Below are 16,478 nucleotides of genomic sequence, written 5' to 3' on the forward strand. Positions count from 1 at the left end.
GACATGATCCGGAAGAACGACAGGAAAAGCTTGACCTCACCGACCCCAATTAGAGAAGCCTGCTAGTCAAATGATCCATTCTCGTAGGGAAGACTGTGCTCTGACCATTCCTCTTTCGGTATTGGGTCGCCGACGACAAATTCGAATGCTGTCACTTTCTTATGGTCAGGCGTCAAATCGCATTTAAACCGGAGGCGCAGCCAACTTTTCCCGCTATGCACGGCCGCTCCGTCAGCGGAAAAAGAGTTCTGTTCAAGCTTGGTATCATCCATCGCATAGGCAACGATGCGGTCGGGCTGCAGTGCCTTGTTCGATTCGGCGACTTGGGCCATTGCTTCGAGGTTGCAGAGTTGCTCAACCTGTTCAGCGGGCGCAAGCTGAGAAAGAGCCGCTCTCGCTTGGCTATTGCGGCGATCGGCCAGCATTGCATCAGACAACATGCGCGGAGGCTTTATGGTTTGCGACGCCCCGCCGCTCGGCGTTTGCGCACGAAAATCTGTAGATTTCACGTTTTCTTCCAACGGTTCTGTCATCCTCGCGGCCTTCCCGGCTCGCAGCACGGGCACCTGCGGGAATTCAGGTTGCGGAACCACAGGCGAACCTATCACCTGCGCAACAATCTCGACCGATATGCTTTCCACAGATGGAGCAGGCACTTCGGGAGTAAAGGGTAGAAGCAGAATTACGATGACTAGAGCGGCGTGAAGAAACGCGGATACTAAAATGATCTTCGGTGCCATGTCGCGCTCTGGCGGTGTGACACCGGCAATCGAAATATGCGGTGAGTTGCCCGGCGGCATTGCCCTTCAAGTTTCCTACGCAAAGCTGCGGGCCGCATCTGCTGCGACACTCAAATTGATCAACTATTCGGTGAGCATACTGGGTTTAGCATCCTGTTCAATGACCGCTTCTGATGCTGTGGACGGCTCCTCCACCGGCATCGCGACGTGCCCATCATTGCGGTGTTGTTAGCCCTCAGTTTGCGTGGACGATGACCAAGCGATTGCGCAAGTCCGGCCCACAAGGTTTCCACCAGCCGTTCCTCGCGCTCTGTCGCAAGCGCTTTCGTCTCTCTGACGCGGCTGTGGCCGATGTGGCGGTTGGCTTCGTCCCAACCCGCTTGCAAAAGAGCAAGCTCGGTTTCCTTACCGGCGCGCAGATAGGCGCGTTCCGGATATTGGCGAAACTAGAAGTCCAGATCCTTCACAACGCAGATCGGAACGCACCGTTGCTGGCCCGGCAGCTGGATCTCGACGCGCGGGATTTCCACTTCCGCCATCAATCTTGCATCGAGTTGCTGCTGGTTCTTGCAACATCGCAGTGTCTCTACATGGGCCGTCGGCCATCCCCGCCGCAGACCAAGCAGCGGATCGGCAAGATCAACCTCCACTGATTGCCACATGCCGGCCGGTCACACCATTGTGGCCGCCTCTCATTCAAATGATGCTGCGACAATCCGCCCCCGGCTTTTCTGCCGACCACAGGCGTGAAATTGCGCTGGCGCAAAGATCGTAACCGACATTTCTGGTGATGGTTCTGCAGATCCTGGGAAAAATATCCAGGAGATGAGGAAACGAACCATGATCCATCATCACCCCATGGGCCGCGACGGCCAGTCCCGGGCGCTCGCCGTGAGCACCGTCGCCTTTACCGTCTGCTTCGCCGTCTGGACCATCTTCTCGATCATCGGCGTGCGGATCAAAGACGAACTCGGACTGAGCGAAACCGAATTCGGGCTTCTCGTCGGCACACCCATTCTCACGGGTTCGCTCATCCGGATCATGCTCGGCGTATGGGCCGACCAATATGGCGGACGACCGGTCTATGCCGTGGTCATGCTGTCGGCAGCCGTCGCGACATTCCTCCTGTCCTACGCCGAAACCTATCCGCAGATGCTTCTGGCGGCGCTCGGCGTCGGCATTGCCGGCGGCTCTTTCTCGGTCGGCGTCGCCTATGTCTCACGCTGGTACGAAACGGGAAAACAGGGAACCGCCCTCGGCATCTTCGGCGCCGGCAATGTCGGCGCGGCGGTCACCAAGTTCTTCGCGCCTTTCGTCCTCGTCGCCTATGGCTGGCAGACGGTGGCGCAGGTCTGGGCCGCCGGCCTGGTCGTCATGGCGATCCTCTTCTGGTTCACCACGTCAGACGATCCCGTGACGCGCGAGCGCCGCGCACGCGGCGAGAAGCCCCGAAGCGCCTGGCTGGAGCTGGAGCCCCTGAAGAAGCTGCAGGTCTGGCGCTTCGCCCTTTATTATTTTTTCGTGTTCGGCGCCTTTGTCGGGCTGTCGCTGTGGCTGCCGCGTTATCTCATCGGCGTCTACGGCCTCGACATCACGACGGCCGGCATGATTGCCGCGGCCTATTCGGTACCGGCTTCCGTCTTCCGCGCCTATGGCGGAGTGCTCTCCGACAAATACGGCGCAAGAAGGATCATGTATTGGACGTTCCTCGTCTGCGTCGTCGTCACCTTCCTTCTGTCCTATCCGCCCACCGACTATGTCGTACGGGGCATCAACGGGCCGTTCGCCTTCCATTTCGAGGTCGGCGTCATTCCCTTCATCGTGCTCATCTTCATCCTCGGCTTCTTCATGAGCCTCGGCAAGGCCGCGGTCTACAAGCACATTCCCGTCTATTACCCCAACAATGTCGGCGCGGTGGGCGGTCTCGTCGGCATGATCGGCGGCCTGGGCGGCTTCGTACTGCCGATCGCCTTCGGCGTCCTCAACGATTACACCGGCATCTGGACGAGTTGCTTCATGCTGCTCTTCCTGCTTGTCGGCATCGCATTCATCTGGATGCATCTCGCCATCCGCCGCATGGAGCGCGGAGCCACCGAGCCGGAGCTTCGCGCGCTGCCCGAATTGCCGGAAATGCAGGAGGTCCATGGGCCGAAGCAGGTCGGCGCGCTCGGACCCCATCTCATCGACGACTGGCAGCCGGAAGACCCCACCTTCTGGGAAAAGACCGGCCGGCGGATCGCCCGGCGCAATCTCTGGCTCTCGATTCCCTCGCTGCTTCTTTCCTTCGCCATCTGGATGGTTTGGTCCGTCGTGGTGGCAAAACTGCCGGCTGTCGGGTTCAACTTCACGACCGACCAGCTCTTCTGGCTTGCCGCGCTCCCCGGCCTTTCCGGCGCCACGCTCAGAATCTTCTACTCCTTCATGGTGCCGATCTTCGGCGGAAGATTATGGACGACGCTCGCCACCTGGTCGCTGATGCTGCCGGCGCTCGGCATCGGCTTCGCGGTGCAGAACCCCGATACGCCCTATGTGGTGTTCCTTGGTCTTGCCCTGCTTTGCGGCTTCGGCGGCGGCAATTTCGCCTCGTCCATGGCCAATATCTCCTTCTTCTTGCCGAAATCGGAGAAGGGCAACGCCCTGGCGCTTAATGCCGGCCTCGGCAATCTCGGCGTCAGCGTGGCGCAGTTCGTGGTCCCGCTCGCCATCACGGCCAGCGTGTTCGGCTGGCTCGGCGGCGGACCGCAGGCGGCCGCCGGGACGGATGCGACGGCACGACTGTGGCTGCAGAACGCCGGCTTCATCTGGGTGCCGTTCATCGCGGCTTCCGCCTTCGCGGCCTGGTTCGGCATGAACGACATCGCCTCGATGAAGGCCTCGTTCGCCGAGCAGGCGGTCATCTTCCGCCGCAGGCACAACTGGATCATGTGCTGGCTCTATACCGGCACCTTCGGCTCCTTCATCGGCTATTCGGCGGGCTTCCCGCTGCTTGCCAAGACGCTGTTCCCCGAGGTCGACGCGCTGCAGCTTGCGTTTCTCGGCCCCCTCGTCGGCGCCATCTCGCGCTCGGCCACGGGCTGGATTTCCGATCGCTGGGGCGGCGGGCGCGTCACCTTCTGGGTGTTCGTGGCGATGATGGCCGGGGTTCTTGGCGTGCTCTACTTCCTCGGCATCAAGGATCAGCCGCATGCCTTCTGGGGCTTCTTCGCAAGTTTCATGCTGCTCTTCTTCGCCACCGGCGTCGGCAACGCCTCGACCTTCCAGATGATCCCCGCGATCATGCGCCAAGAGATCGCAAGGCTCGAGCCGGGAATGAGCCCTCCGGAGCGGCTGAAGCAGGCCGAGAAGGAATCGGCCGCCATCATCGGCTTTACCTCGGCGATCGCGGCCTATGGCGCCTTCTTCATCCCGAAGAGCTACGGCAGCTCGATCGCGCTGACAGGCGGCGCCGAAGCGGCACTGTGGGGCTTCTTCGCCTTCTATGTGAGCTGCCTCACCATCACCTGGTTCGTCTACACCCGCCGCGGCGGCCTGCTCCACGCGGTGGAGCGGGTCCGTCAAGTCCCGGCCGTTCGTGCGGCTGAATGAAAGGAGCAAAACTGAATGAGCCACTTTCTCGACCGCCTTGCCTTCTTCCGTAAGAATGTTGCCGAGTTCTCTGATGGTCACGGCATCGTCACCCACGAGAACCGCGACTGGGAGGAGAGTTATCGCAAACGCTGGCAGCACGACAAGATCGTGCGCTCGACCCATGGCGTGAACTGCACCGGCTCCTGCTCTTGGAAGATCTATGTGAAGGGTGGCATTGTTACCTGGGAGACGCAGCAGACCGACTATCCCCGAACGAGACCCGATCTGCCCAACCATGAGCCGCGCGGCTGCCCCAGGGGCGCGAGCTACTCCTGGTATCTCTATTCCGGCAACCGCGTGAAATATCCGCTGGTGCGCGGACGGCTCCTGAAGCTCTGGCGCGAGGCCCGTAAGGACAAGGCGCCGGTCGCGGCGTGGACATCCATCGTCGAGGACCCGGAGAAGCGCGCCTCCTACACCTCCATCCGCGGCCATGGCGGCTTCGTGCGGGCGGACTGGGACGAGGTCAACGAGATCATCGCCGCAGCCAACGCCTATACGGCCAGGCGATACGGCCCGGACCGGGTGGTCGGTTTCTCGCCCATCCCGGCCATGTCGATGGTTTCCTATGCGGCGGGCACGCGCTATCTGTCGCTCCTCGGCGGCACCTGCCTTTCCTTCTACGACTGGTATTGCGATCTGCCGCCCTCAAGCCCGCAGACCTGGGGCGAGCAGACGGACGTGGCCGAATCCGCCGACTGGTATAATGCCGGGTTTCTCATGCTCTGGGGCTCCAACGTGCCGCAGACGCGCACGCCGGACGCGCATTTCTACACCGAAGCGCGCTACAAGGGCACGAAGAGCGCCGTGGTTTCGCCCGACTATGCCGAGGCGACCAAGTTCGCCGATATCTGGCTGCAGCCGAAGCAGGGTACCGACGCAGCACTTGCGCTCGCCATGGGCCATGTGATCCTGAGGGAATATCACCTCAACCGGCAGGTGCCTTATTTCGCGGACTATGCGCGCAAATATACCGACCTGCCGATGCTGGTGCGCCTGGTCGAGAAGGACGGCGCCTATGTGCCCGAACGCTTCCTGCGCACCTCCGATTTCAGCCGCAATCTCGGCGAAAGCGAGAATGCCGACTGGAAGACCGTCGCCCTCGACGAGATTTCGGGCAAGGCAGTCGCGCCCGGCGGCACGGCGGGGTTCCGCTGGGACAAGAAACAAGGCCACTGGAACCTGGAGGAGAAGGACGGGAAAGGCCGAGAGACGCGCCTGAAGCTCAGCCAGATCGACGGGGAAAGTGAAACCGTCACCGTAGCCTTCCCCTATTTCGGCGGCCGCGCGACCGAGCACTTCGTCAAGACGGAGCATGGCGAAATCCTCACCCGCAACGTTCCCGCCAGCCGCGTCAAGCTCAGGGATGGCGAGGCGCTGGTCGCCACCGTCTTCGACCTTCTCTGCGCCAATTACGGTGTCGATCGCGGGCTGGGTGGCGACAATGTCGCTGCTTCCTACGACGAGGACGTGCCCTGCACCCCGGCCTGGGCGGAAAAGATCACCGGCGTGCCGCGCCAGGCGATCATCACGGTGGCGCGTGAATTCGCCACCAATGCCGAAAAGACCAATGGCCGCTCGATGGTGATCCTCGGGGCGGGGCTGAACCACTGGTACCACATGGACATGAACTACCGCGGCATCATCAACATGCTGGTGCTTTGCGGCTGCATTGGCCAGTCCGGCGGCGGCTGGTCGCATTATGTGGGGCAGGAGAAGCTGCGGCCGCAGACCGGCTGGCTCCCGCTCGCCTTCGGGCTCGACTGGGGCCGCCCGCCCCGGCAGATGAACGGCACTTCCTTCTTCTACGCCCATACCGACCAATGGCGCTACGAAACGCTGTCGGTGGCGGAAATCCTCTCGCCCACCGCGCCCGCCGGCGACTGGTCAGGCAGCCTCATCGACTACAATGCCCGCGCCGAGCGCATGGGCTGGCTGCCATCCGCACCGCAGATCAAGGCCAACCCGCTGATGATCGCGGCAAAGGCGCGGGCCGCCGGACTAGAGCCGAAGGATTATGTGGTGCGGGCGCTGAAAGCGGGCGAGCTCGAGCTTTCCTGCCACGACCCGGATCATCCCGACAACTGGCCGCGCAATCTCTTCGTCTGGCGTTCGAACCTGCTCGGTTCATCGGGCAAGGGGCACGAATATTTCCTGAAACACCTGCTCGGCACCTATCACGGCGTGCTCGGCAAAGATCTGGGCGAGGAAGGCCAGGAAAAACCGAAGGAAGTCGCCTGGCATGACGAAGCGCCCAAGGGCAAGCTCGACCTCTTGGTGACGCTGGATTTCCGCATGTCCACCACTTGCGTTTATTCCGACATCGTGCTGCCGACCGCCACCTGGTACGAGAAGAACGATCTCAATACCTCCGACATGCACCCCTTCATCCATCCGCTGACAGCGGCGGTGGACCCTGTCTGGGGTTCACGCACCGATTGGGACATCTACAAGGGCATCGCGAAGAAGTTCTCCGAAATCGCCCTCGAAGTGTTGGGGGTAGAAAAGGACGTGGTGCTGACGCCCATCCTGCACGATAGCCCCGGCGAACTGGCGCAACCCTTCGACGTGAAGGACTGGAAGCGGGGCGAGACGGAGCCGGTCCCCGGCCTCACCATGCCACAGGTCGCGGTGGTGGAGCGCGACTACCCCAATCTCTACAAGCGTTTCACCGCGCTCGGCCCCCTCATGGAAAAGCTCGGCAATGGCGGCAAGGGTATTGCCTGGGAGACGACACATGAGGTCGAACTCTTGAAGGCGCTCAACGGCACCGTGCTCGAAGAGGGCCCGGCGAAGGGGCTTGCCAGGATCGAGACCGACATCGATGCAGCCGAAGTCATCCTCACGCTCGCGCCCGAAACCAATGGCGAGGTGGCCGTGCGCTCGTGGGAAGCGCTTTCGCAGCGCACCGGCCGCGACCATGCCCACCTCGCGCTCCCGAAGGAGGACGAGAAGATTCGTTTCCGTGATCTGGTCGCCCAGCCGCGCAAGATCATCTCCTCGCCGATCTGGTCTGGGCTCGAAAGCGAGCATGTATGCTACAACGCCGGCTACACCAATGTGCATCAGCTGATCCCGTGGCGTACGCTGACCGGCCGCCAACAGCTCTATCAGGATCATCTGTGGATGCGCGCCTTCGGCGAGGGCTTCGTCACCTGGAAGCCGCCGGTCGATCTCAAGACTGTCGCCAACGCGCTCAGGAATAATCACGACGGCAGCCCGCATGTAGTGCTGAACTTCATCACGCCGCACCAGAAATGGGGCATCCACTCCACCTATTCCGACAATCTCCTGATGCTCACGCTCAATCGCGGCGGACCGGTGGCTTGGATTTCGGAAGAGGACGCGAAGAAGGCCGGTATCCGCGACAATGACTGGATCGAGGTTTTCAACTGCAACGGCGTGCTCACCGCGCGCGCCGTGGTCTCGCAGCGCGTCAATCCCGGCATGTGCATGATGTACCACGCGCAGGAGAAGATCGTGAACACCCCTGGCACGGCCATCACCGGCCAGCGTGGCGGCATTCACAACTCCGTCACGCGGGCTGTGCTGAAGCCGACCCACATGATCGGCGGCTACGTTCACCAGGCCTACGGCTTCAATTATTACGGGACCGTCGGCTCCAACCGCGATGAATTCGTGATCGTGCGCAAGATGGTGGGCGCGGTCGATTGGATGGAAGAAAAAATGGAGGCCGCAGAATGACCATTCGCGCCCAGATCGGCATGGTGTTGAACCTCGACAAGTGCATCGGCTGCCACACCTGCTCGGTAACCTGCAAGAATGTCTGGACGAACCGCGAGGGCGTCGAATACGCCTGGTTCAACAATGTCGAGACGAAACCCGGCATCGGCTACCCCAAGGACTGGGAGAACCAGAAACGCTGGAAAGGCGGCTGGAAGCGCCGCAAGGACGGCAAGATCGAGCCCCGGATCGGCGCCAAATGGCGGGTGCTCGCCAATATTTTCGCCAATCCCGACCTGCCCGAGATCGACGACTATTACGAGCCCTTTACCTTTGACTATGGGCATCTGCAGAACGCGCCGCTCTCCAGGGCCTTCCCGACCGCGCGTCCGCGCTCGGCCATCACCGGTGAGCGCATGGAAAAGATCGAATGGGGACCGAACTGGGAAGAGATACTCGGCGGCGAGTTCGAGAAGCGCTCCAAAGACTACAATTTCGAGGGCGTGCAGAAGGAAATCTACGGACAGTTCGAAAACACCTTCATGATGTATCTGCCCCGGCTGTGCGAGCACTGCCTTAACCCGACCTGCGTGGCGTCCTGCCCCTCCGGCGCGATATACAAGCGTGAAGAAGACGGCATCGTGCTGATCGACCAGGACAAATGTCGCGGCTGGCGCATGTGCATCTCCGGCTGTCCCTACAAGAAGATCTATTACAACTGGTCATCAGGCAAATCGGAGAAATGCACCTTCTGCTTTCCACGCATCGAGGCGGGAATGCCGACCGTCTGCTCGGAAACCTGCGTCGGTCGCATCCGGTATCTGGGCGTGCTGCTCTATGATTCCGACGCCATCGAGAAGGCGGCGAGCACCCCTAACGAGAAGGATCTCTATCAGGCCCAGCTGGACCTGTTCCTCGATCCCAATGATCCGGAGGTGGCCGCCCGCGCCCGCGCCGACGGCGTACCAGAGACCTGGATTGAAGCCGCCAAGCGCTCGCCGGTCTACAAGATGGCGATGGAGTGGAAGGTCGCCTTCCCCCTCCATCCGGAGTACCGCACGCTGCCGATGGTCTGGTACGTGCCGCCGCTATCGCCCATCCAGTCGGCCGCCGAGGCCGGCAAGATGGCCCTCGACGGCGATATGCCCGATGTGCGTTCGCTGCGCATCCCGCTGAAATATCTCGCCAATCTGCTTACCGCCGGAGACGAGGAGCCGGTGGCGAAAGCGCTGGAGACGATGCTCGCGATGCGTGCCTATATGCGGGCGAAGACGGTGGACGGCGTGACCGACGAGGCTATCGCCCAAAAGGTGGGCCTTGGCGCGCACCAGATCGAGGAGATGTATCGCATCATGGCGATCGCCAATTACGAGGACCGCTTCGTCATCCCCACCTCCCACCGGGAACTGGGCGAGGACGCCTACGATCTGCGCGGCTCATGCGGCTTCTCCTTCGGCAATGGCTGCTCCGGCGGCGACAGCACTGCGAGCCTCTTCGGCGGGGCGAAACAGCGCAAGGCCAGAAATCCAATGGAGATCGTCTGATGAAAACCTTCAAAGCGCTCTCGGCGCTCATTTCCTATCCCACGTCTGATCTCGTTGCCGCGCTGCCCGATATCCGTGACCTCCTTCATGAGGAAAGGCTACTTGCGCAGGAGCGGCTCGCCGATCTCGACCGTCTTTTCGGCTGGATAGAGGAAACCGGGCTCTATGAGCTGGAGGAAACCTATGTCCTTCTGTTCGACAGGTCGCGGGCGCTTTCGCTCAACCTGTTCGAGCATATCCATGGCGAGTCCCGCGACCGCGGCCAGGCGATGGTCGACCTGAAGGCGCTTTATGAGCGCCATGGCCTCCATATGGGGTCGGAAGAATTGCCGGATTTCCTGCCGTTGTTCCTGGAATTCCTTTCCATTCTGCCGCCCGGCGAGGCCCGCGAACATCTTGGCGACGCAGCGCATATCGTGGCGGCGCTCAATGAGCGGCTCACAAAACGGGAAACGCCCTATGCGGCGGTATTCGCGGCAATAGAGGATCTGGCGGGCGAAGCCTCGCCCGTTGAACTCGTCGCCGATGACGGCGTCGCTCCCGACGATCTCGCGGCACTGGATGCCGCGTGGGAAGAAACCGCGGTCACCTTCGGCCCCGGCGAAGCGCTCGACGGCTGCTCGCGCGACCGGCTGGCGATGCGCATGCGTGCCCATCAGCGCCCCGGCGGAACAGCATTTGGAGACAATGTAAGTGGAGACCAGGCAAATGTTTGAACATGTCAATTATGCCGTCTTCGGCCTCTATCCCTATCTGTGCCTGACCGTCTTCCTGGCCGGCAGCCTCATACGCTTCGATCGTGAGCAATATTCCTGGAAGAGCTATTCCAGCCAGCTCCTGCGCGGTCGGCAGCTCCTCTGGGGCTCGAACCTGTTTCATGTGGGCATCCTCGTTATCCTGCTCGGTCACATGGGTGGCCTGCTTACGCCAATATGGATCTGGGATTTCCTGGGCGTCTCGCACGGGGCAAAGCAGTTGCTTGCCATGATTGTCGGCGGCATCGCCGGCGTCGCCTGCTTCATCGGGCTGACCCTGCTTTTGCACCGGCGTCTCTTCGATGCGCGTATCCGCAAGACGTCGAAACCCAGCGACATCGCCGTGCTCGTCATCCTCTATGCCCAGCTCATTCTCGGGCTTGCCACCATTCCCGTCTCGGCCGGGCATCTCGACGGCGAAGAGATGGTGAAACTCATGAGCTGGGCGCAGGCGATCGTCACATTCCAGCCCGGGGCGGCGGACCATGTCGCCAACGTACATCCCATATTCCGGGCGCATCTCTTCCTTGGCATGACGATCTTCCTCATCTTCCCGTTCACGCGCCTGGTGCACGTCTGGAGCGCGCCGGTGTGGTATCTCGGGCGGCGCGGCTATCAGATCGTACGGACGAAGCGATCTCCGGCGGAGCGCGCGTGATGACGACGATCTGCATCGACCACCGCGCCTCTCAGAGCGCCAGCCCGAAGCGGAACGCCCCCGCTCCAGTGAAGCCAACCACCCGACGCCCGACCGTAGCGGTCAACGGCGCCACCATTCCGCATGCGGCGATCGCCCGCGAGGTGCAGAACCATCCGGCGGAAGATCCGGACACCGCATGGGCCGAGGCGGCGCGCGCCTTGGTCATTCGCGAACTGCTCCTGCAGGAGGCCAGCCGGCTCGGTCTCATGCCGGAGCCGGGCGAGGAAGGCGAGGGACGCCGCGAGACCGAGGAAGAGGCGCTTATCCGTACGCTGCTCGACCGGGAGCTCTCGGTGCCGCAAGCGGATGAAGCCTCCTGCCGGCGCTATTTCGAGAAGAACCGCAGCCGCTTCAAAAGCCCCGATCTTTTCGAGGCGGCGCATATTCTCTTCTCCGCCGACCAAAGGGATGAAGCGGCATTCGCCGAAGCGCGCCGGTCCGCCGAGGCGGCGCTGGAGTTGCTGGCCTCGAACACTAAGCGATTCCCGGATCTTGCCCGCGAGTTCTCCGCCTGTTCCTCGTCCCGTGATGGCGGCCATCTCGGCCAGTTCACGCGTGATCAGGTCACGCCGGAATTCGCTGGGGCCCTCGACCCTCTCGAACCGGGCGAGATTGCAGCCGCACCGGTCGAGACGCGCTACGGCGTGCATGTCATCCGGCTCGACCGCCGCATCGAAGGTCGCCCCCTCCCCTTCGAGGCCGTGCGGGAACGGATCGCCGACTATCTCACCGAGGCTGTCTGGTCCCGAGCGGCGGCGCAATATATCTCCCTGCTTGCGGGGAAGACTGCGATCACCGGCGTCGATTTCGACGGCGCCGGTACACCGCTTGTGCAGTGAGGATGCGATGTTCGGCGAACTGATTGCCCGTCTCGACCGGCCGGAAATAGCAGCGGAAGCGCTGGCTGCGCTCGATGACGCCGCGCTGGAAACAACCATCCGGACCTATGCCGCCGACAACGGTATGGCCATGGCCGATTGCCTGGCCGGCATCGTCCGGCGTTTCCTCGACCGGGCCGATGACGACACCTGGCTGCAGCTTGTCGGCATCATGGGACGAGCTGACGATCCGGGCCTTGCCGCGCTTGGCGCGATCCTGCGACACTGCGCCCATGATTTGCAACCGGCCGCTGCGACCTGAGCGAACACGAAAGGCGATGCCATGCTCCCAGACATGCCTGTGATAGCAGCCATCCGCGCGGAGGGCGGCGAACCGCTCGATACGGTCCTTGCCGAAGTCGCCGCCGCGCTGCGCTCATCCGACCTCAGCATCGGCGGCATCCTGCAGGAAGAACATTACGGCTTCGATGGCGCACATCCTATCACGCGGCTGCGCGACCTCTCCGACGGCACCCTCATCCAGATTTCGCAGGATCGTGGACGCCATGCCCGTGGCTGCCGTCTTGATCCGGGCGCGCTGGCCGAGGCCTCGCGCCGCCTTGAAGACACCATCGAGAGGGGCGTCGACCTTCTTATCCTCAACCGCTTCGGCAAGTCCGAGGCGGAGGGAACCGGCTTGCGTTCCATAATCGAGCGGGCGATCCTGGCCGGCACACCCGTGCTCATCGCGGTTCGGGGCGAATATATCCCCGCATGGGAGGATTTCCACGGAGGCATGGCAACCTGGCTCCCCCCTGAAATGGGCGCTGTACTTGGCTGGTGCCGCGCCGTTACAGGTTTCGACCGGATGCCGGCCCGCGCATCCGATATGATGGCGAGTTGAACAATCATGGTCCGCATCGGCATTCTTACCATTTCCGACCGCGCCAGCCGCGGTGAATACGAAGATTTGAGCGGCACCGCCATCGAGGCCTGGCTGAAGCGCGCCGTCACCACCGAATGGAAACCTGTCCGGCGCATCGTACCCGACGGTATCGAGACGGTGCGCGATGCTCTGCTTGCCCTTTGCGACGAGGAACGCGTTGATCTCGTTCTGACGACCGGTGGCACGGGACCGGCGCCCCGCGATCTGACACCTGAGGCGATGTGCATGGTGATCGAACGGGAATTGCCGGGCTTCGGCGAGCTGATGCGCCGCGTCAGCCTGGAGTCCGTACCGACAGCCATCCTGTCGGGGCAGATGGCGGGCACGCGCGGACACACTCTCATTATCAACCTGCCGGGCAAACCCGCCTCGATCGACGTCTGCCTGAATGCGGTATTCCCGGCAGTACCCTATTGCCTGGACCTGATCGGGGCCGGTCGGATAGAAACCGACCCCAGACTGTGCAAGACATTCCGACCCGCCTGATCGACTGCCGACACTCATCCCGTTGCGCTGCGCTCTAGCGCGGAGGAACAGGCGCACGCGGACAGCTTCTCGTCAAATAACGGGGATGTCGAAATGCAGAACGTCTTCCCTTGTCCCCAGCTTTGAGTAGAGAGCAATGGCAGGGGGATCGGTGAGGTCGGCCTGAACATATATCACATAGGCTCCGCGTGCGGCGGCAATCGCCTTCAACCGTGTGATAAGGCTGGTGGCGACACCCCTGCGGCGATGATCGGCCGCGACCGCTAGATCATAGATGTAGATTTCACTACGCTCGCGTTCGAATTTTTTCAGCTCATATGCCGCGAGGCCACCGATGACAGCGCCGTCCTGTAACGCGGCCAGGGCTATGAACTGATCACCGCCCAGCAGCTCCCTGAGATATCCGTCTTCCGGCTGCGCCGCCACATATGTGTCCTTCTCGCCGAATGCTTCGCCGAATATCGCGAGAAGTCCTCGAAAAAGGCGGATATCCCGCGCCGAAAGCGCATGAACGGAAAATTTGGTGTCGCGCGGCACTTGTCTATCTCCTGCTATACAGCTCAGCCAACCCATCGCCTGAATTCCGAAGAGAACGGGCGCCCTGCCGGTTGCATCCATTTCGACGGCAGCGAGTTAATCTCTATCAGACCCGAATGAAAGGTTTGCAGAGATGAGATACGGACGCTTTGCGGCAATGATCGCAACTTCCACGGTCGTCATGTTCGGACTGATGTATCTGAACACCTATTCAATCGATCATGTGGTCTACAGCCAGACGCGAACCTGGATGGCTGTCGTCATGGGCGCGACGATGGCCGCCATCATGCTCGGCTTCATGTGGTCGATGTATGGAAGCCGCGGGATCAACGCAGCGATCTTGATCGGCAGCGTGATCGCTTTCTCGGGCGCGCTGTGGCTTGTCCGGTCGCAGGAAACCGTTGACGACGTGTCCTACATGAAGGCCATGATCCCGCACCATTCCATCGCGATCATGACGAGTGAACGGGCGCATATTCGTGATCCGCGGGTTCGCGACCTCGCGGACAAAATCATCGAGTCGCAGGAACGGGAAATCGGCGAGATGAAGCAGCTGATTGCCGAACTTCAACGAAACCCGCCTCCGGACAGTGCGCCCGATATATTGTCCTATCGCAAGCGTGGAGCGCCACCGCCCGGATAAGCCTTGCAGATAATGCGCGCCGGCCAGAAGCCGGGACACTGAACAGATGGACTGCTAACCCGCCTCGACTTCATCCAACAGCCATTGCCGGAACGCCTTCATCGCCGGCGTTTCGCTGCGGGATTTCAGCCGCGTCAGCCAATAGCCGCCCGTCAGTGCAGTTATTCCGAATGGCTGAACGATGTGACCTTCCTCGATCTGGCGGGCAAACATGGCGACGGGGACCAGCGCGACACCTACTCCTTGAATTGCGGCATCCACGAGCGTCAGCGAGGAATCGAACATCCAGCCGCGCAGGCTGGGCGGCTGGATGCCCGCGGCCCTGAACCAGATCGACCATTCATCCATGCGATAAGAGCGCAACAATTCCTCGCCCGCCAGATCCTTCGGCGCTTGAAGCCGCCCGGCGATCGCGGGCGCGCAGACCGGCGAAAGCGGTGCATCCATCAGATGGATCGCGTCCGTTCCATGCCACGCGCCATCCCCGAAACGGATGAAGAAATCGAGACCGTCGAGGAGAATGTCGGAGCGGTTGTTGTTCGTCTTTAGGCGGAAATCCACATGCGGATGCATGTCCTTGAAGGTCTTCAGACGTGGCAGCAGCCAGCCGATCGCGAAAGTTCCGACCACGCCGACAGTCAGCACCTCCCGAAAATTGCCCTCTTCGAACTGGCTGAGCGTCGCGCTCATTCGGCGAAACGCGTCAGTCAGAACCGGCAGCAAAGCGTGGCCCTCATCGGTCAGTGCCAGCCCGCGCGGAAGGCGCGTAAAGAGGGTCACGCCCAATACCTCCTCCAGCGCCTTCACCTGATGGCTGACAGCTGTCTGCGTGACCCGGAGCTCGAGCCCGGCACGCGTGAAGCTGCCATGCCGTGCGGAAGCCTCGAAAACGCGCAGTGCATTAAGGGGGAGTTGCGATACGTCCATTATCCGTTTGACCCAAGTTTTTCTCATAGCAGAGCGAAGAAATCATCGTTTGTCTAGGGCAATTGCCCCGCGCATATTCGCCACGGCAGGCAGCCGCCGAGCTTCATGAGGGTTCGACTGCCCGCCTCGACCTCCCACCCAAGGACGGAAAAACAAAATGACGATATCCCTTTCCCGCCGGCAGGCACTTGCCGGAAGTCTGCTCGCCGTTCCGGCATTGGCCTCGCTGACAAGCGCCGCACGGGCGCAGAGCGGCGGCAAGCTGGAGAACGAACTCGCAAAGCTTGAAGACAGGCATGGCGGCCGTATCGGCGTCGCGATCCTCAATCTCGCCACCGGCGACAAGATCGGACATCGTGCCGACGAACGCTTCCTGCTGTGCAGTACCTTCAAGGCCCTGACGGCAGGCTATATCCTCGCCCGCGTCGACAGAGGCGAGGAAGAGCTCGACCGGCGGATCGTCCATGCGAAGAAGGATCTGGTCACCTGGTCGCCGATCACGGAAAAGCACGTCGGCGGCGCCGGCATGTCCGTGGCCGAGCTCTGCCTGGCGACCGTGACCCTGAGCGACAACACCGCCGCCAATCTGCTGCTCAATAGCTTCGGCGGGCCGGCGGGGCTGACGGCATTTTTGCGCTCCATCGGTGACGAGACCACGCGGCTCGACCGTTTCGAAACCGAGCTGAATGTGCATGAAAAGCCGGGTGACCTGCGCGACACCACGACGCCCGCGGCCATGCTGGAGACGCTGCGCAAGCTTCTCTTCGGTGACGTGCTTTCCCGCTCCTCGCGCGCCCAGCTTGCCGCCTGGATGGTCATGAACAAAACGGGCGACGAAAAATTGCGGGCGGGCTTTCCCGCTGACTGGATGATCGGCGACAAGACCGGAGGCAATGGCGACAAATACGGCAACAGTAACGACGTCGCGGTCGCCTGGTCACCGGACCGGGGCGCCGTCATCGTGTCAGCCTATTGCGAGATACCGTCGGTCTCCGAAAAGGAGCGCGCCGCCATTCTGGCCGAAATCGGGCGGATCGCTTCGCGGGTCTAAAATCGGAATGATCGAACCGC

General features: G+C 61.9%; 15 protein-coding genes. 12 read left to right on the plus strand and 3 right to left on the minus strand.

Features of this window, described 5'->3' with window-relative positions:
- Positions 1-62 precede the first annotated feature (62 nt).
- Positions 63-800, minus strand: coding sequence for a DUF930 domain-containing protein (locus ATN84_RS27935; protein ID WP_244491201.1), 738 nt, complete (start codon positions 798-800; stop codon positions 63-65).
- Positions 801-991: 191 nt separating this feature from the next.
- On the opposite strand from ATN84_RS27935, the gene ATN84_RS24090 reads away from it, so the two are divergent.
- From ATN84_RS24090 to mog, 10 genes are all read left to right on the plus strand, one after another.
- The gene (locus ATN84_RS24090) at positions 992-1,393 is read left to right on the plus strand and encodes a hypothetical protein (protein ID WP_153020375.1); all 402 of its coding nucleotides are present in this window, start codon (positions 992-994) and stop codon (positions 1,391-1,393) included.
- 187 nt (positions 1,394-1,580) lie between these two features.
- Positions 1,581-4,325: a nitrate/nitrite transporter gene (locus ATN84_RS24095; RefSeq protein WP_068885063.1), complete on the plus strand. Its 2,745-nt coding sequence runs from the start codon at positions 1,581-1,583 to the stop codon at positions 4,323-4,325.
- Positions 4,326-4,340: 15 nt separating this feature from the next.
- Positions 4,341-8,072, plus strand: coding sequence for a nitrate reductase subunit alpha (locus tag ATN84_RS24100; protein WP_068885064.1), 3,732 nt, complete (start codon positions 4,341-4,343; stop codon positions 8,070-8,072).
- Entirely contained in the window at positions 8,069-9,595 is a 1,527-nt protein-coding gene (gene narH, locus ATN84_RS24105; RefSeq protein WP_068885065.1) for a nitrate reductase subunit beta, read from the plus strand. The genes ATN84_RS24100 and narH overlap by 4 nt, the downstream gene beginning before the upstream one ends.
- Positions 9,595-10,311: a nitrate reductase molybdenum cofactor assembly chaperone gene (narJ, locus tag ATN84_RS24110; RefSeq protein WP_068885066.1), complete on the plus strand. Its 717-nt coding sequence runs from the start codon at positions 9,595-9,597 to the stop codon at positions 10,309-10,311. Before narH ends, narJ begins: the two co-directional genes overlap by 1 nt.
- Entirely contained in the window at positions 10,304-11,008 is a 705-nt protein-coding gene (gene narI, locus ATN84_RS24115) for a respiratory nitrate reductase subunit gamma (RefSeq protein ID WP_068885067.1), read from the plus strand. The genes narJ and narI overlap by 8 nt, the downstream gene beginning before the upstream one ends.
- On the plus strand, positions 11,008-11,889 hold the full coding sequence (locus ATN84_RS24120; RefSeq protein ID WP_082766470.1) for a peptidylprolyl isomerase: 882 nt from the start codon (positions 11,008-11,010) through the stop codon (positions 11,887-11,889). The genes narI and ATN84_RS24120 overlap by 1 nt, the downstream gene beginning before the upstream one ends.
- Positions 11,890-11,896: 7 nt before the next feature.
- On the plus strand, positions 11,897-12,190 hold the full coding sequence (locus ATN84_RS24125; RefSeq protein ID WP_068885068.1) for a hypothetical protein: 294 nt from the start codon (positions 11,897-11,899) through the stop codon (positions 12,188-12,190).
- 33 nt (positions 12,191-12,223) lie between these two features.
- The gene (locus ATN84_RS24130; RefSeq protein ID WP_244491202.1) at positions 12,224-12,772 is read left to right on the plus strand and encodes a DUF2478 domain-containing protein; all 549 of its coding nucleotides are present in this window, start codon (positions 12,224-12,226) and stop codon (positions 12,770-12,772) included.
- A gap of 6 nt (positions 12,773-12,778) precedes the next feature.
- Positions 12,779-13,300: a molybdopterin adenylyltransferase gene (gene mog / locus ATN84_RS24135; RefSeq protein ID WP_068885070.1), complete on the plus strand. Its 522-nt coding sequence runs from the start codon at positions 12,779-12,781 to the stop codon at positions 13,298-13,300.
- A gap of 72 nt (positions 13,301-13,372) precedes the next feature.
- On the opposite strand, the gene ATN84_RS24140 is transcribed toward mog, so the two are convergent.
- Positions 13,373-13,837 carry an AAC(3)-I family aminoglycoside N-acetyltransferase gene (locus ATN84_RS24140; RefSeq protein ID WP_280139622.1) on the minus strand — a complete coding sequence of 155 codons (465 nt, stop codon included), beginning with the start codon at positions 13,835-13,837 and terminating at the stop codon, positions 13,373-13,375.
- A gap of 133 nt (positions 13,838-13,970) precedes the next feature.
- Between ATN84_RS24140 and ATN84_RS24145 the strand changes: the two genes are divergently transcribed.
- Positions 13,971-14,480: a DUF305 domain-containing protein gene (locus ATN84_RS24145; RefSeq protein WP_068885071.1), complete on the plus strand. Its 510-nt coding sequence runs from the start codon at positions 13,971-13,973 to the stop codon at positions 14,478-14,480.
- Positions 14,481-14,534: 54 nt separating this feature from the next.
- Here ATN84_RS24145 and ATN84_RS24150 read toward each other — a convergent pair whose 3' ends face one another.
- Positions 14,535-15,407, minus strand: coding sequence for a LysR family transcriptional regulator (locus ATN84_RS24150; protein ID WP_068885072.1), 873 nt, complete (start codon positions 15,405-15,407; stop codon positions 14,535-14,537).
- A gap of 157 nt (positions 15,408-15,564) precedes the next feature.
- Between ATN84_RS24150 and ATN84_RS24155 the strand changes: the two genes are divergently transcribed.
- The gene (locus ATN84_RS24155) at positions 15,565-16,458 is read left to right on the plus strand and encodes a carbapenem-hydrolyzing class A beta-lactamase PAD-1 (protein WP_068885073.1); all 894 of its coding nucleotides are present in this window, start codon (positions 15,565-15,567) and stop codon (positions 16,456-16,458) included.
- Positions 16,459-16,478 lie beyond the last annotated feature (20 nt).

The organism is Paramesorhizobium deserti (genome assembly GCF_001558695.1).
Lineage (GTDB): Bacteria > Pseudomonadota > Alphaproteobacteria > Rhizobiales > Rhizobiaceae > Paramesorhizobium > Paramesorhizobium deserti.

Bases quoted from the DNA above. Each gene is read 5' to 3' on its own strand.
- ATN84_RS24095 (WP_068885063.1), top strand. From the start codon at position 1,581: ATGATCCATCATCACCCCATGGGCCGCGACGGCCAGTCCCGGGCGCTC.
- narH (WP_068885065.1), top strand. From the start codon at position 8,069: ATGACCATTCGCGCCCAGATCGGCATGGTGTTGAACCTCGACAAGTGC.
- ATN84_RS24100 (WP_068885064.1), top strand. From the start codon at position 4,341: ATGAGCCACTTTCTCGACCGCCTTGCCTTCTTCCGTAAGAATGTTGCC.
- ATN84_RS27935 (WP_244491201.1), bottom strand. From the start codon at position 800: ATGCCGCCGGGCAACTCACCGCATATTTCGATTGCCGGTGTCACACCG.
- ATN84_RS24125 (WP_068885068.1), top strand. From the start codon at position 11,897: ATGTTCGGCGAACTGATTGCCCGTCTCGACCGGCCGGAAATAGCAGCG.
- mog (WP_068885070.1), top strand. From the start codon at position 12,779: ATGGTCCGCATCGGCATTCTTACCATTTCCGACCGCGCCAGCCGCGGT.
- ATN84_RS24120 (WP_082766470.1), top strand. From the start codon at position 11,008: ATGACGACGATCTGCATCGACCACCGCGCCTCTCAGAGCGCCAGCCCG.
- ATN84_RS24150 (WP_068885072.1), bottom strand. From the start codon at position 15,407: ATGGACGTATCGCAACTCCCCCTTAATGCACTGCGCGTTTTCGAGGCT.
- ATN84_RS24145 (WP_068885071.1), top strand. From the start codon at position 13,971: ATGAGATACGGACGCTTTGCGGCAATGATCGCAACTTCCACGGTCGTC.
- narI (WP_068885067.1), top strand. From the start codon at position 10,304: ATGTTTGAACATGTCAATTATGCCGTCTTCGGCCTCTATCCCTATCTG.
- ATN84_RS24155 (WP_068885073.1), top strand. From the start codon at position 15,565: ATGACGATATCCCTTTCCCGCCGGCAGGCACTTGCCGGAAGTCTGCTC.
- ATN84_RS24090 (WP_153020375.1), top strand. From the start codon at position 992: ATGACCAAGCGATTGCGCAAGTCCGGCCCACAAGGTTTCCACCAGCCG.
- narJ (WP_068885066.1), top strand. From the start codon at position 9,595: ATGAAAACCTTCAAAGCGCTCTCGGCGCTCATTTCCTATCCCACGTCT.
- ATN84_RS24130 (WP_244491202.1), top strand. From the start codon at position 12,224: ATGCCTGTGATAGCAGCCATCCGCGCGGAGGGCGGCGAACCGCTCGAT.